The sequence below is a fragment of the Psychroflexus sediminis genome, from assembly GCF_900099815.1.
Lineage (GTDB): Bacteria > Bacteroidota > Bacteroidia > Flavobacteriales > Flavobacteriaceae > Psychroflexus > Psychroflexus sediminis.
Genome location: NZ_FNCW01000005.1, coordinates 79436 through 93235, shown reverse-complemented (window position 1 = coordinate 93235; position 13800 = coordinate 79436). Strand labels below are relative to the sequence as shown.

The 13800-nt window shown below is 39.1% G+C and carries 15 protein-coding genes; 8 read left to right on the top strand and 7 right to left on the bottom strand.

The window, feature by feature from the left end:
• The first annotated feature begins 3 nt into the window (after positions 1-3).
• From BLP81_RS06150 to ftsZ, 6 genes are read left to right on the top strand one after another with little or no spacing between them, the layout of a single operon-like run.
• Entirely contained in the window at positions 4-1245 is a 1242-nt protein-coding gene (locus tag BLP81_RS06150) for an FtsW/RodA/SpoVE family cell cycle protein (protein ID WP_093367145.1), read from the top strand.
• Complete coding sequence (murG, locus tag BLP81_RS06145; protein WP_093367142.1) at positions 1242-2339, top strand: undecaprenyldiphospho-muramoylpentapeptide beta-N-acetylglucosaminyltransferase; 1098 nt, start codon at positions 1242-1244, stop codon at positions 2337-2339. The genes BLP81_RS06150 and murG overlap by 4 nt, the downstream gene beginning before the upstream one ends.
• Positions 2336-3688 carry a UDP-N-acetylmuramate--L-alanine ligase gene (gene murC, locus BLP81_RS06140; RefSeq protein ID WP_093367139.1) on the top strand — a complete coding sequence of 451 codons (1353 nt, stop codon included), beginning with the start codon at positions 2336-2338 and terminating at the stop codon, positions 3686-3688. The genes murG and murC overlap by 4 nt, the downstream gene beginning before the upstream one ends.
• Positions 3675-4394, top strand: coding sequence for a cell division protein FtsQ/DivIB (locus BLP81_RS06135; protein ID WP_093367136.1), 720 nt, complete (start codon positions 3675-3677; stop codon positions 4392-4394). The genes murC and BLP81_RS06135 overlap by 14 nt, the downstream gene beginning before the upstream one ends.
• Before the next feature lie 12 nt (positions 4395-4406).
• Positions 4407-5801 (top strand): cell division protein FtsA, encoded by a 1395-nt coding sequence (ftsA, locus tag BLP81_RS06130; RefSeq protein WP_093367129.1) that lies wholly within the window; start codon positions 4407-4409, stop codon positions 5799-5801.
• Positions 5802-5828: 27 nt separating this feature from the next.
• Positions 5829-7709, top strand: coding sequence for a cell division protein FtsZ (ftsZ, locus tag BLP81_RS06125; protein ID WP_093367125.1), 1881 nt, complete (start codon positions 5829-5831; stop codon positions 7707-7709).
• 349 nt (positions 7710-8058) lie between these two features.
• Here the strand turns inward: ftsZ and BLP81_RS06120 are convergent, their stop codons facing one another.
• The gene (locus tag BLP81_RS06120) at positions 8059-8391 is read right to left on the bottom strand and encodes an NINE protein (RefSeq protein WP_093367119.1); all 333 of its coding nucleotides are present in this window, start codon (positions 8389-8391) and stop codon (positions 8059-8061) included.
• Between the two features lie 39 nt (positions 8392-8430).
• Positions 8431-10143, bottom strand: coding sequence for a DUF885 domain-containing protein (locus BLP81_RS06115; RefSeq protein ID WP_093367115.1), 1713 nt, complete (start codon positions 10141-10143; stop codon positions 8431-8433).
• Positions 10144-10509: 366 nt separating this feature from the next.
• On the opposite strand from BLP81_RS06115, the gene BLP81_RS06110 reads away from it, so the two are divergent.
• Complete coding sequence (locus tag BLP81_RS06110) at positions 10510-11280, top strand: DUF4382 domain-containing protein (protein WP_093367111.1); 771 nt, start codon at positions 10510-10512, stop codon at positions 11278-11280.
• An 89-nt stretch (positions 11281-11369) separates the two neighbouring features.
• Here the strand turns inward: BLP81_RS06110 and BLP81_RS13635 are convergent, their stop codons facing one another.
• Positions 11370-11522 (bottom strand): hypothetical protein, encoded by a 153-nt coding sequence (locus BLP81_RS13635; protein WP_176752690.1) that lies wholly within the window; start codon positions 11520-11522, stop codon positions 11370-11372.
• A 109-nt stretch (positions 11523-11631) separates the two neighbouring features.
• Between BLP81_RS13635 and BLP81_RS06105 the strand changes: the two genes are divergently transcribed.
• Positions 11632-12177 (top strand): 2'-5' RNA ligase family protein, encoded by a 546-nt coding sequence (locus tag BLP81_RS06105; protein WP_093367107.1) that lies wholly within the window; start codon positions 11632-11634, stop codon positions 12175-12177.
• On the opposite strand, the gene BLP81_RS06100 is transcribed toward BLP81_RS06105, so the two are convergent.
• The 4 genes from BLP81_RS06100 to BLP81_RS06090 all read right to left on the bottom strand — a co-directional run bounded on the left by BLP81_RS06100 (position 12174) and on the right by BLP81_RS06090 (position 13575).
• The gene (locus BLP81_RS06100; RefSeq protein ID WP_093367103.1) at positions 12174-12602 is read right to left on the bottom strand and encodes a hypothetical protein; all 429 of its coding nucleotides are present in this window, start codon (positions 12600-12602) and stop codon (positions 12174-12176) included. The genes BLP81_RS06105 and BLP81_RS06100 overlap by 4 nt on opposite strands.
• 225 nt (positions 12603-12827) lie before the next feature.
• A complete protein-coding gene (locus BLP81_RS06095; protein WP_093367100.1) occupies positions 12828-13019 on the bottom strand; it encodes a hypothetical protein in 192 nt (63 codons plus the stop codon).
• An 18-nt stretch (positions 13020-13037) separates the two neighbouring features.
• Complete coding sequence (locus tag BLP81_RS13630) at positions 13038-13190, bottom strand: hypothetical protein (RefSeq protein WP_176752689.1); 153 nt, start codon at positions 13188-13190, stop codon at positions 13038-13040.
• Positions 13191-13335: 145 nt separating this feature from the next.
• On the bottom strand, positions 13336-13575 hold the full coding sequence (locus BLP81_RS06090; RefSeq protein WP_245686425.1) for an antibiotic biosynthesis monooxygenase: 240 nt from the start codon (positions 13573-13575) through the stop codon (positions 13336-13338).
• Positions 13576-13800 lie beyond the last annotated feature (225 nt).

Genomic DNA, 13800 nt, shown 5'->3' with positions numbered 1-13800 from the left:
CAAATGTCCACGAGTACAGGAATTAAGGAATTTTTTGAAAGCATAAAAGGAGACAAAATGCTGTGGTCTGTGGCCGCGCTTTTGGCTATTTTTTCTTTTATTCCTGTGTATAGTGCTTCAAGTAATCTGGCCTATCTGAATGGAGCAAGCGGAAGTACATTTGCCTATTTGGTAAAGCATTTCATACATTTAATTTTAGGGTTTAGTATACTTTATGGGACACATAAGATTCCGTATCGGTATTTCAGAGGTTTATCTATTATTTTACTGCCCATTGTGATTGTGCTTTTAATTGTGACCCTGCTTCAGGGAACCACTATTAATGGCGCTAATGCGAGTCGGTGGATACAAGTGCCCCTGGTCAATTTTTCTTTTCAGACTTCAACTTTAGCATCTGTTGTTTTACTGATTTATGTAGCGAGGTATTTATCAAAAATTAAGGACACCAGCTATACATTTAAAGAAACCATTATACCGCTTTGGTTACCGGTATTCCTGGTAGTAGGCCTTATTCTACCAGCTAATTTATCGACTGCCGCTATCATCTTTTTTATGGTTCTGCTCCTCACTTTTGTAGGAGGTTACACTTTTAAATACATAGGAGCAGTGGTTGGCGTTGGTTTGCTAGGATTGGTTTTGTTTGGCTTATCGGCAAAAGCCTTTCCGGGTTTGTTTCCCAACCGTGTAGATACATGGATTAGCAGAGTAGAAACTTTTACTCAAGATGAGCAATCTCGAGATCAGTATCAGGTGGAGAAGGCTAAAATAGCAATTGCGACCGGCGGAATTACTGGGAAAGGCATTGGGAAAAGCGTACAACGCAATTTTCTTCCGCAGTCGTCTTCCGATTTTATTTATGCGATAATCGTAGAAGAAATGGGAATGATCGGTGGTATTGGAGTGATACTGGCTTATCTGTTTATGCTGTATAGAATAGCTATTATTGTGACCAAATCAGAAACGGTTTATGGTCGCTTGCTTGTTATTGCAGCCGGGATACCCATCATTTTTCAAGCTTTTGTAAACATAGCCGTAGCTGTTGAGTTTTTACCTGTCACCGGTCAAACTCTTCCGCTGGTAGGAAGTGGAGGAACATCTATCTGGATGACCTGTCTGTCTCTGGGCATTGTTATAAGCGTGAGTGCCAATAATGAAGTGAAAGCTACTGCTGAAGCCAAGCAAAAAGAAAGAGAAGATAATTTAGCGATCGAGAATCCCTTGGAAGTATTAAGCGAAACTATATGAGTGTGAAACGGTACATGATTTCTGGAGGAGGGACAGGTGGACACATCTATCCGGCTATTGCTATTGCTGAAGAATTGAAAGACAGGCATCCTGAAGCAGAATTTCTGTTTGTAGGTGCTAAAGATAAAATGGAAATGACCAAAGTGCCCGAAGCTGGTTTTAAGATTGAAGGCCTTTGGATTTCTGGAATTCAGCGTAAACTAAGTCTATCCAATTTAATGTTCCCTTTCAAATTGATGAGTTCTATGGTAAAAGCAAGAAAGCTCATCAAAAAATTTAAGCCGGATATAGTCATAGGCACAGGTGGTTTTGCAAGCGGTCCTCTCTTAAAGATGGCTTCAATTCTAAAAATCCCAACACTTATTCAGGAGCAGAATGCCTATGCAGGCATAACCAATAAATGGCTGGCCAAAGAAGCGCATTCCATTTGCGTGGCTTATGCAGGTATGGAGCAATTTTTCCCGAAAGAAAAAGTAGTGCTCACCGGAAATCCCATACGCAAAGATTTACTTGAAGTGCGAAGTAAAAAAGAAGCCGGTCTAAGGCATTTTCAATTGGATTCAAATAAAAAGACCTTGTTGATTGTAGGGGGTAGCCTAGGCTCTCAACGCATCAATGAATTAATAGCAAGTCAGTTGTCATTGTTTGAAGCGGAAAACCTTCAGGTCTTATGGCAATGTGGTAAGTTATATTACGATAGATATGCCGCCTTGGAAACTGATTCAGTCAGGGTTTTAAAATATATTTCTAAAATGGATCTGGCTTATGCTGTGGCAGATGTCATCCTGTCAAGAGCAGGAGCAGGAGCGGTAAGCGAACTCAGTTTGGTTGGAAAACCAGTGGTATTTATTCCTTCGCCTAATGTTGCTGAAGATCACCAAACCAAAAATGCAAAATCAATAGAAGATCAGGATGCGGCCATCATGCTAAGAGAGAAAGATCTGGATGAAAAATTTGAGTCCGTTTTCAAGAATTTAATCAAGGATATCGAACTGCAAAAAAAGCTGTCTAAAAACATTTTGACCTTAGCTAAACCTATGGCTACAAAAACGATTGCAGATGAAGTGGAACGAGTAGAAAAAGAAGTAAGATGAAAGAGACAAGCCACTATACATATGTGTTTTTGATCGGTATCGGTGGTATCGGGATGAGTGCTTTGGCACGTTATTTCAATCAAAAAGGCTTAAAGGTTTCTGGTTATGACAGAACAGAATCGACCTTGACCAAAACCTTAATAGAAGAAGGGATCGATGTCGTTTATTCTGAAGCTGTGAATGATCAAATTCAGAATTTATCAAAAGAGAAGACTTTAGTCATTTACACACCAGCAATTTCGAAAACCTCTAAATTCTTTGACTTTTTCAAAACTCAGGGTTTTCAAATGCATAAACGATCTGAGGTTTTAGGACATATTACAAAACATCTGCCTACGCTTGCAGTTGCAGGAACGCACGGTAAAACGACAACCTCCGCTATTTTGGTTCATATACTCAAAGCTTCCGGCGTTCAACTGACAGCTTTTTGTGGTGGAATTCTTCAGAATTATAACACCAATTATATCGGTGATGGAGAAGAGGTCGTGGTGGTAGAAGCCGATGAATTTGACAGATCTTTCCTTCGACTGCACCCTACTGCAGCTGTGATTAACTCTATGGATGCAGATCATTTGGATATTTACGGGACCTCACAAATGCTGATAGATACCTTTCAGGAGTTTTCGAGATTGGTGCCAAAGGGCCATCTGTATGCAAAATCTGGTTTGGATGTGGAGGCACAATTTATAGCCATCAACGAAGATGCTGATGTTCGAGTGGGCTCGGTTTCGATTGAAGAAGGGACTTATATATTCGATTTTCACAGTGGGGAACATCACTTGGAAGCCCTTCGGTTTTCCTTGCCGGGGCATCACAATTTGTTCAATGCGGCAGCAGCTTTAGCACTGGCTATTGATTTTAAACCTGAAATGGCAAACCAATTTGGGAAAGCTCTGGCCAGTTTTGAAGGTGTTCAAAGACGGTTCAATTATATTTATAAATCAGATGATTTGGTGGTGATTGACGATTATGCGCATCACCCTCAAGAAATTGATGCGGTATATCAGGCTATTTCTGAAATGCATCCAGAAAAAAAATCAGTGGTCATTTTCCAGCCGCATTTGTTTTCAAGAACTCAGGATTTTGCAGAGGATTTTGCCAAAAGTTTGGCTCAGTTTGAAGAGGTGAATCTTTTGGACATCTATCCAGCCAGAGAAGAACCTATTGAAGGGGTGACTTCAGACTTTCTGATGCACCTGATACAGCATTCCTCAAAACAGCTGATCACAAAAAGCGAGATTCAAGAAAGAATAGCAAGGGCTAAGAATGAAGTCGTTGTAATGCTCGGTGCAGGAGATATAGGAGTTGAAGCCATAAAAATTTCAAAGTATTTACATGAAACTATTTAAATTACATAACATACGTTTGATTTTGATCTTAGGAATCCTTTTCTTCTTGGTGGGGTTTGCGAATCATCGTCAAACCTTGAAACCTGTAACTTCACTTGAAGTTGAACTTTTAGATGCTTCCAAAATATTCATTACTGAAGTTGAGGTTGAAAAAATTTTACAGCAGGTCTTGAAGTCCAATGGGGATTCTTTAGTGAATGAAACTCGTTTAGATAGTTTTGAAAAGGCACTCAACGCAAACGAAATGATAAGGTCCTCTGAGGCATTTTATGATCTAGACGGCACACTTTCTGCCAAAATTATTCAAAGAGAACCTATAGCACGAATAAAGGATGGGGGTTTTTATTATATGGATGCGGATGGATTGCCTATGCCCTTGTCTCCAAATTACTCATCCAGAGTACCTTTGGTCTCAGGAGTAGAGCCAAATGAGCTCAAAGAAGTTTATCCGCTTTTGATGAAAATTGAGGCCGATGATTTTTTAAAAAAACATATCATTGCAATCCGAAAAAATGGAGAAAATAACTACGTTTTGGAGGTAAGAGGTAGAGATTATTTGGTCAGTTTTGGTCAAATTTCATATCTTGACAGAAAGTTGACCAACTACAAAGTTTTTTATTTAAAAGCTTTAGAATACAAAAAATTAGATAAGTATAAACGCATAGATTTGCAGTTTGGTAATCAAGTGGTATGTACAACAAAGTAATAATCTACAAAGATGGAAGAAGATAATATTGCAGTAGGCTTAGACATCGGAACTACAAAGATTGTAGCGATGATAGGGCGCAAAAACGAATATGGGAAAGTAGAGATTCTAGGCATTGGGAGAACCAAAAGCTTAGGCGTCCATCGTGGAGTTGTGAATAATATTACGCAAACCATCCAATCCATTCAGCAGGCTATTCAGCAGGCAGAGGCAAATTCTGGTATTGACGTAAAAGGGGTAACCGTAGGAATTGCCGGGCAGCATATCAGAAGCCTTCAGCACAGTGATTATATCACTAGAAACGATGTGGAGGAAGTGATAGAAGATGAGGATATCGATAATTTATGCAACCAGGTTCACAAATTGGTAATGCTCCCAGGAGAAGAGATTATCCACGTGTTGCCTCAAGAGTATAAGGTAGATGGCCAGTCTGAAATCATGGAACCGAGAGGCATGTCTGGTGGTCGTTTGGAAGCCAATTTTCATGTGGTAGTGGGACAGATTTCTTCTATCAGAAACATCGGCAGATGCGTCAAAAACTCTGGGCTGGAGCTCAATGGAATGACATTAGAGCCCCTGGCCTCCGCAAATTCAGTCTTGAGTCAGGAGGAGAAAGAAGCTGGGGTGGCTCTCATTGACATCGGCGGGGGTACAACAGATTTGGCTATTTTCAAAGATGGAATTATACGGCATACTGCTGTTATTCCACTTGGAGGAAATGTGATCACAGAAGACATAAAGGAAGGCTGTTCTATCATCGAAAAACAGGCAGAATTACTGAAAGTGAAATTTGGTTCAGCCTGGCCTGGAGAAAATAAAGAAAACGAAATTGTGTCTATTCCCGGGCTACGGGGAAGAGATCCAAAAGAAATATCGCTCAAGAATTTATCCAAGGTAATTCATTACAGAGCTGTTGAAATCATCGACCAGGTTTATCTTGAAATAAAAAACTATGGTCACGATGAGCAAAAGAAAAAGTTAATTGCTGGTATTGTGATCACCGGAGGAGGAGCTCAGCTCAAGCATTTAAAACAGTTGGTGGAATATGTGACAGGAATGGATACCAGAATTGGTTATCCCAACGAATATCTTGCCGGAGAAACCGATAAAGAAATAGCTAGTCCACTTTATGCCACGGCTGTAGGCCTGGTGATGGATGGCTTAGAGCGTAAAGCTTTAGATAAAGCAGAGCTGGAAGCTGAAGATCAGGAGGAGAATCCAGTAAATGCAGAGCAGCCAGGGGCAAAGGCATCAGAATATAATAAGGACGGAATCACAGAGGATTCTCGAGAAGGGGAGGATAGGCAAACCATCCCAGAACAACCCAATCAGCCAGCAAGACCTAGCAGAAATGTAGTCGAAAAATGGTTTGATAAATTGAAAGATTTTTTAGATAACGCAGAATAAGAAGCATACCAACCAAAATATATAATTATGAGTCAGAAAGAATTTGAAAACATCTCATTTGATCTTCCTAAAAATCAATCCAATGTCATTAAAGTTATCGGTGTAGGTGGAGGAGGATCTAACGCGATTAATCACATGTTTAGCCAGGGTATTAAAGGCGTTGACTTTGTGGTTTGCAATACCGATTCACAAGCTTTAGAAAACAGTCCGGTACCTACTAGAATACAGTTGGGGGTTGACCTTACAGAAGGCCTTGGAGCTGGAGCGAATCCAGATATCGGTAAACAGGCTGCAGAAGAAAGTCGCGAAGATCTCAAAAGCCTGCTGAGTACTAATACCAAAATGGTATTTATCACTGCAGGAATGGGCGGTGGTACAGGTACGGGTGCAGCCCCAGTTATTGCCAGACTCGCTAAAGAAATGGACATACTTACGGTTGGTATCGTCACTATTCCATTTCAATTTGAAGGGCGCACCAGAAATGAGCAAGCTCAGTTGGGAGTGGAAGAACTGCGTAGCAATGTCGACTCACTCATTGTTATCAATAATAATAAATTAAGAGAAGTCTATGGTAATCTGGGCTTTAAGTCAGGGTTTTCTAAAGCAGACGAAGTATTAGCCACTGCTTCTCGAGGTATTGCTGAAGTCATAACACATCACTACACTCAAAACATAGATTTACGTGATGCTAAAACCGTGCTGAGCAATAGTGGAACAGCTATCATGGGTTCTGCTGTAGCTTCTGGCACCAACAGATCTCAAATTGCTATTGAAAAGGCCCTGGATTCTCCGTTATTGAATGATAACAAAATTAAAGGCGCCAAAAATGTATTGCTATTGATCGTGTCTGGAACCGATGAAATCACTTTAGATGAAATCGGTGAAATCAATGATCATATTCAGGCTGAAGCCGGGAACAGTGCCAATATCATCATGGGTGTTGGTGATGATGAAAGCCTGGAAGATTCCATTTCAGTAACCGTTATAGCTACAGGTTTTGATACAGAGCAGCAAGATGAAATTGTCAACACGGAAACCAAAAAAATTATTCATACCCTGGAGGATGAACAGAAGATAGAGCAAAATTTGTCCACGGGCAGATTCAAGAAGCAATCCAATATAGATATTCCACAGTCCAGACCTAAGCCTTCCGAGCAAAAAGAAAAACCCAAGGTGATGCATGAATTGAATTTTGAAGACGAGTTCAAATCCGAGGATACTGAATCCGAGGAGGTTAATGTAAATCACTTGGATGTGGATTTTGAAATCGTCAATGCACATGAAGATGATTTCGAAATTATAGAAGAGCGCCCCATCAAAGAAACAGAAGATTCACCTGGCATGCTGAGTTTTGATTTTTCTCAAAACGATGAAGAGGAAGCAGATGAACCGCAATCCTATACCTCAGAATCTCCAAGAGATATTGTAGTTAATGAACCTGAAGAAGTCAGTTCTTTCAAGACTAATTCCGATGCTGATATTAAAAAATATGATTTATCTGAGTTTATGGAAGAAGAGGAATCCAAAAACTCAGCTTCATCCCCAACGCCAAAACCAAAACCTTCGGTAGAGGAGCCTAAAGAAGTTCAGTTCACTAGGCGCACCGTAGAAGCCCCTGCCTCTAAAACGGAAAGCAGTGAAGACGTGGATCCTATGAATACACCTTTGGCTGAACTTGCTAAGAGAGCTGCAGAACGAAAAGCTAAAATGAAACAATTCAACTATAAATTTAGAAATACAAACAATATCGACGAGATCGAAAAGCAGCCCGCTTACAAACGTGCAGGAATAGAATTAGATCATAATCGCATTGAAGGAAATTCTTTGTCGAGAACCAGTGTGGAAGGCGATAAGGATAATCTTAATTTTAGATCCAATAATTCTTTTCTGCATGATAATGTAGACTAGACCAAGTCATTGAATCATAGTGTAAAGACCAGCAAAACTGCTGGTCTTTTTTTGTGTGCTAAGCTCGCAAACCATGGCAGTTCTAGTGCACCGACGCTTTTCGTCGGGGGTGTATCGAGAACCTTGTCAGTTCGACTTTGGAATTTTTGAAATTGACAATAAAAATTCCAGGCTATTCCTCAAAATACGGTTTCAAAAGTTAAGTTTGAACTAGTCTCTTTAGAGACTACATCTTGGTAACCTGAAAGGAGCCACAAAACCAAGTGCCTTTAGGTACTCTATATGAAGGCCACACTTTTGAATCATGCTCCAAAGGTATATAGGATACAACGGCACGCTGGCTGTTTTTTTACAACAGCTCTCTTTTCTTTCTGTTGAATTCTTCCTCTGAAATGATTCCTTTCATCTTCAAATTATACAGCTTTTCAATTTCTTCACTTGAACTGTTTTTAAAATAAGTCTGTTGTTGTAACAAAATGCCCTTGTTGTACTTATAATCAAACGTCCTTTTATCCATCACCAGAAACACGATAAAATCTATGAAAGACACAATAAAGGGTATTAAAGTCCAGCTGAATAAAAGGTACAAAAACCCCAGGCTAACCTGGTTTAGGTAAAAGCGGTGGATGCCGATACCTCCTATAAAAAAGGCTAAAAGCGCAGCAGCAGTCTTGTCTTTCATAATTTTATTTTAATAATAAATTAAATATAGGGATTCCGTTTAATTTTTTTTGACTTCACTGATATAAGCTTCAATACGTCGTTCCAGTATGGGTAAGGTAACCACACCCTGCTCGAGAATCACTTTGTGAAAGTCTCTGATGTTAAATTCAGGACCAAGAGTTTTTTCGGCTTTCCGTCGCAATTCTCTTATTTTGATTTCACCAATTTTATAAGAGACGGCCTGTCCAGGCCAGGAGATATAGCGGTCCACTTCTGTGTTGATGTTATGTAAGGACAGCGCTGTGTTTTTTATAAAATACTCTACAGCCTGCTCTCGTGTCCAGCCCATAGCATGAATACCGGTATCTACAACGAGTCGACAGGCTCGCCACTGCTCATACGTTAGTTTTCCAAAGCGCTCGTAAGGCGTGGTGTAAATGCCCATTTCATCTGCCAGAAATTCGGAATACAGGCCCCAGCCTTCCCCGTAGGCCGATAAATACATATTTCTGCGGAATTGGGGAATACTATCGCCAAGTTCAGCATTCAGTGCGTTTTGCAGGTGATGCCCAGGTACAGCTTCATGAGCGGTTAAGGACGGCAACACGTAAAGCGGCCGGTTGGATAGGTTATACGTATTCACCCAATAGTAACCTGGCTGAGTGTTATTGGAAGCGCCAATATAGCGTCCAGTGGTGTATTGGGGAGCAATGGCGTCCGGAACTTTAGCAACGCCGTAAGGCTTCCTTGGTAAAGTTCTGAAATAGGCAGGAAGTTTGGCATCAATACGTTTGGCAATATCGCGTGCCTCTTTCAGAAGTTCTTCTCCGGTTTCAGCATAAAACTGCTCATCGGTTCTTAAGAAGGCAATAAATTCACCAAAGTTGCCGTCGAAGTTAACTTCTTCAACAATAGATTTCATCTCTGTGTTGATGCGGTCTACTTCCCCTAAACCTATGTTGTGAATTTCTTCGGCGGTCAAATCCAAAGTCGTGTAATAATCCAATCTATTTTGGTAGTAAGCCTGGCCCTGCGGACCTTCTGAAACCCCTAAAGCGGTTTTGGTCCTGGGTAAATATTCGGTTTCAAAAAAGGTTTTAATGCGCTTAAACTGGGGGATGACCCTCGTTTCAATAGCCAGTTTGGCAGCTTCGATAACAGAATCTTTCTGAGTTTTGGATAGAGTAGAGGGCAGGTTTTCAAAAGGTTCGAAGAAATAACTGTCTTCAGCCTCATCAACGATTTGTGAATCGTAAGTTGACGCATAACCTTCAAAGATAATTCGGGGTTGTGAGATGCCTTCTTTTAGCCCTTTCCGAAGTAATTTCAAATGCTGATCTGTATAAGTAGGAATGGCATTGAGTGTATTGAGGTAGTCTCTCACCTGTTCGTAGGTGTTGAGGTCTCTGACTTGATAAGACAAGCTGAGGTGAAAACCAGAGTCGGAAAGCAACGGATTTAAATAGGCTTTGTAGGTATAAAAATCTATGGTTTCCTGTAGTTTGAATTTCAGAAGTTCCAGGGAAATTTGTTCGGTTTCCGAAAGCTCACTTGTATTAATTTCAGCTAAATCAGTCAGTATTTTTTTTGCAAATTCAGCTTCCTGCTTGTAATAGGTTTCTGTATACAAACCTAGTGGATAGGCTTCTCTGTCATAGCCTTTATGTGCCTGATAGGTCTTGATGATGGAATCCAGGGCCTGAGGTTGGGTCTGACTCACTGCTGAAATGCTCATTGCAAATGAGATCAAAAAACATAAAACTAATTTCATATATGCTATTTTAAACCTTAAAGATAAGTCAAGCATTTGAAACTATAGCATAACCCAGACCAAGTGTCCGCTTAATGCTCATCCAGAAAGTCTGGTGAATGCAAAGGCTTTGGTTGAAACCGGAAGACTAACCACTTAAAGAAATTGAGTTTACGATCATATTCCAAAATTCTTTATACGGGAAACTTCACCGATCATTTCTGCACCTTAATAAGGTTCTGAGCATTAAGTCATTACAGTGGAAAGGCTTATTTCTGGTAAAAAATCTAAAAGAATGTGTATGTTAAAGCTAGGGTCATTCGCTTTTGCATTGTTATATTGATAGAAGATAGTATTTGTCTTATAAATTTTAAAAATCAAAAAGAAATGAAAAATTTATTTAAACTTATTTTAAGCGTATTTGTAGTATCAGCGGCCTTGATCAGTTGCGATTCTGACGATAGTACAGCAGAAGGTACTTCGGCTATGTCTGTTCGTTTAGTTGATGCTCCAGGAGACTATGAAAATGTATTCATAGATGTCGTGGGCGTTGAAGCTATTATCGACGGTGAAATTGTCATGCTGGAGACCAATGCAGGAGTATATGATTTGCTTACCCTTACGGGAGGAAATTTTGTTAGCCTTGTAAATGAAGATATTCCCTCTGGAGATTTAAGTCAGGTTCGTCTTGTTTTAGGTACAGAGAACAGTGTTGTTCTTGACGGTGGTGAAGTCATAGCACTTCAAACTCCTAGCGCTCAACAGTCCGGTTTAAAACTAAACGTGAATTATGACCTGCAGCCTGGTGTGCTTTATGATTTTATCATGGACTTTAAAGTCGATGAGTCTGTTGTTGCACAAGGTAACGGAGGTTACTTGCTAAAGCCTGTTATTCGTATCACGACAAGTGCAGAAAGCGGCGCCATAGCTGGTTCTGTTGAACCTTTTGATACTGAAACAAAAGTGACGGCAACCAATGATGCTTCAGGAGAAGAAATCAGTGCGTATACAGATGAGACTGGTGAGTTTTTACTTTACGGAGTTCCTGAAGGAACGTATACCTTAGAAGTAGAGTCTGAAAGCGGTCTTACTGCAACTGTAAACGACGTAACGGTCGTGATTGGTGAAACAACTGTCCTTGAAGTAATTGTACTTTAAGAAGTATAGGTATAACCATATCGTATTAAAACCACTCTTTTAGAGTGGTTTTTTTTATTGATCCCATTTCGAAAACAGGGGTTTTGATTTTAGTTTCTGGAAGCGACAGCACTGATGACGACGATCAGCAACAGGAACGCCAGTACGATAAAGCGTACATCTCCCAAATCCTGACCGGATGTTGAGGTACAGGAAATCAACGAAACCATCAAAACTAAAAAAAAGAGGCTGTATTTTTTCATGCGAATCAACTTCAAAGGATAAGGTATTCATTTTTAATATAATCCTAACTATACAAACTGTCTAAAATTTGTAGTTTACAGTAATCAGATACCTTAAAAAACTGACTTTATGAGTATGTATTTTATAGCCCTAATCCCACAGGATGAACTGAAAGCAGGGATCACTGCTTTGAAAAAAGAAATGGCCGAGCGTTTTGACTCCAGTCATGCCTTGCGCCTTCCGCCACACATAACGCTTCAGATTCCCTTTAATGTAGAGGATGAGAAGGAATCGGAATTCATTACCACCCTGGAGAAGTTCACCAAACAGCAAACTGCATTTCGGGTCGTGCTTTCCGGCTTTGGATCATTCCGTGCTAGCGTGATTTACATCGATGTTTTGCACCCGCAACCCATAGTTAAGCTTCATGAGCAACTTCTTGAAGTGACCAGAGATTTAATAGAAGAAAAACCTGAAGGCGAGAAGAAAGAAATGAACCCTCATATCACCATTGCTTATCGGGATCTCAGCAAAGATAAATTTAATGAGGCCTGGGCAGAATTTAGCCGTCGGAGTTTTGAAGAGATATTTGTGGCAGACCGTCTGTTTTTACTGAAACACAACGGGAAAACCTGGGATATTCTGAAAGAGTTTGAAATGAAGGCTGTGGATTAATTTTGGGTTTTAAACCTGATGAAATAGTTTTTTTCGGGAGGTAAATCGATGTTTTTCAAAATCTCCATTAATTTAAGAAGCGATGTATTGTCAATCAAGTCAGTTTTAATCACTAGTTTTTTAGTCTCCGATTTCAAAATATAATTTCCATCAAGCTTTTCAATAGTTTGAATTTCATCAAAACCCATTTTAGTATTAGCTCCGAATAGCTTTTTTTCTTCAATGCTACCATTCTCAATTATAATATATCGACTGTTATTTTTGAAAAAATCAGCGATATGAAAAATACCAACTACGAGATAAGTGTATCCAATCCAAATGCTAATATCATCGCTATACAAAATTGAATAAATACAACACGAAATAAATAGCAGGCCCAAAATAAGCTGTAGGTAAAGTCTTTTTTTAAAATATTTTATTCTCATTTTTTAGTTGGCTAAAAATGATTTCTCTGAAGGTAAATCGATTTCTTTCAAAACTTCCATTAACTTTAAAAGCGAAGTATTATCAATGACATCGATATTAATTTTCAAGGTCTTGGTGTCTGATTAAAGAATATAATCTTCTCCAACTTTTTTGATCTCCTGAATTTCACGTACATCCATTTTATTCTTAATACCGTAAAGTATGTTTTTTGTAATCCTTCCGTTTTAAATGATGAGATATTGATGTTTTTGATCATATAAAAAATGACCTAGATATAAAATTCCTATCCTTAAATACCCGTATCCAAACCAGTAAATATTTTCCCCAATAATAAAACCAGTAACACCAAGAACAAACCATAAACCACCAATGATGAGGTGTGCATAAAGTCTTCTTTTGATGAATTCGATTTTCATTTTTCGATAAGTGTTACATTAAGGATGAAATGGCTTACCCATTTTAGCATCATTCCATCCTCGTATGGCCGATTCCTTATGACCTTCCCAGTCGTAAATTATATTTATGACTAAGAAACTTAAGAATCCAAGAATAAAGATCTTTAGGTCTCTTTTTGATATGGTTTTCATAATAATTTAAAGATGAGGTTAATAATTTAAAATTATATTATTTTTTAAAGTTTACAAAATTAATTCATTTTTCAACTCAAAATGCTCAGCGGTTGCCTCATAGCGCTTTAAAACGCGTTTTGCATGTTCCGGGATATAGGCCTGCTCAAAATCTTCCCCTGCAAAAGGCCCTGACAGAATCCATAGTATCGAATTGAAGTCTTAGAAAGAATTCGACTTCATCGGGTTTGGTTTTAGTGGCAATGCTCACTTTCTCGAGTCCGTCGATTCCATTCTTTTTTATCGTCGGAAACACTTTATTCACCAAAAGTGCTTCATACACAGGCGCATTTTCTAAAGTCGTCCAGCCTTTCCAGGTTCTTATAATTTTTGAGTTGTTATACATGTGGAATGCGTTGAAATTAATATTAATTAAAAACAGGTTGAATATTTATCACTGGACGTCTAATGAAAACCGAACTTTAAATTTAGCATTTTTCTGTTTGAAAATCATAATGCCACAACTATCTTTTTTCTCATCTTCCACAACTTAGTGTCTTAGTTTCGAAAATGACAGCCTGGGTTTAACACATTTTTATTTGCTTTTTTCCTTGGTTTAAGCAGTGCAGTT

Coding starts and splice junctions, on each gene's coding strand:
- BLP81_RS06150 (WP_093367145.1), top strand. CDS start 4: ATGTCCACGAGTACAGGAATTAAGGAATTTTTTGAAAGCATAAAAGGA.
- murG (WP_093367142.1), top strand. CDS start 1,242: ATGAGTGTGAAACGGTACATGATTTCTGGAGGAGGGACAGGTGGACAC.
- murC (WP_093367139.1), top strand. CDS start 2,336: ATGAAAGAGACAAGCCACTATACATATGTGTTTTTGATCGGTATCGGT.
- BLP81_RS06135 (WP_093367136.1), top strand. CDS start 3,675: ATGAAACTATTTAAATTACATAACATACGTTTGATTTTGATCTTAGGA.
- ftsA (WP_093367129.1), top strand. CDS start 4,407: ATGGAAGAAGATAATATTGCAGTAGGCTTAGACATCGGAACTACAAAG.
- ftsZ (WP_093367125.1), top strand. CDS start 5,829: ATGAGTCAGAAAGAATTTGAAAACATCTCATTTGATCTTCCTAAAAAT.
- BLP81_RS06120 (WP_093367119.1), bottom strand. CDS start 8,391: ATGAAAGACAAGACTGCTGCTGCGCTTTTAGCCTTTTTTATAGGAGGT.
- BLP81_RS06115 (WP_093367115.1), bottom strand. CDS start 10,143: ATGAAATTAGTTTTATGTTTTTTGATCTCATTTGCAATGAGCATTTCA.
- BLP81_RS06110 (WP_093367111.1), top strand. CDS start 10,510: ATGAAAAATTTATTTAAACTTATTTTAAGCGTATTTGTAGTATCAGCG.
- BLP81_RS13635 (WP_176752690.1), bottom strand. CDS start 11,522: ATGAAAAAATACAGCCTCTTTTTTTTAGTTTTGATGGTTTCGTTGATT.
- BLP81_RS06105 (WP_093367107.1), top strand. CDS start 11,632: ATGAGTATGTATTTTATAGCCCTAATCCCACAGGATGAACTGAAAGCA.
- BLP81_RS06100 (WP_093367103.1), bottom strand. CDS start 12,602: ATGAGAATAAAATATTTTAAAAAAAGACTTTACCTACAGCTTATTTTG.
- BLP81_RS06095 (WP_093367100.1), bottom strand. CDS start 13,019: ATGAAAATCGAATTCATCAAAAGAAGACTTTATGCACACCTCATCATT.
- BLP81_RS13630 (WP_176752689.1), bottom strand. CDS start 13,190: ATGAAAACCATATCAAAAAGAGACCTAAAGATCTTTATTCTTGGATTC.
- BLP81_RS06090 (WP_245686425.1), bottom strand. CDS start 13,575: ATGTATAACAACTCAAAAATTATAAGAACCTGGAAAGGCTGGACGACT.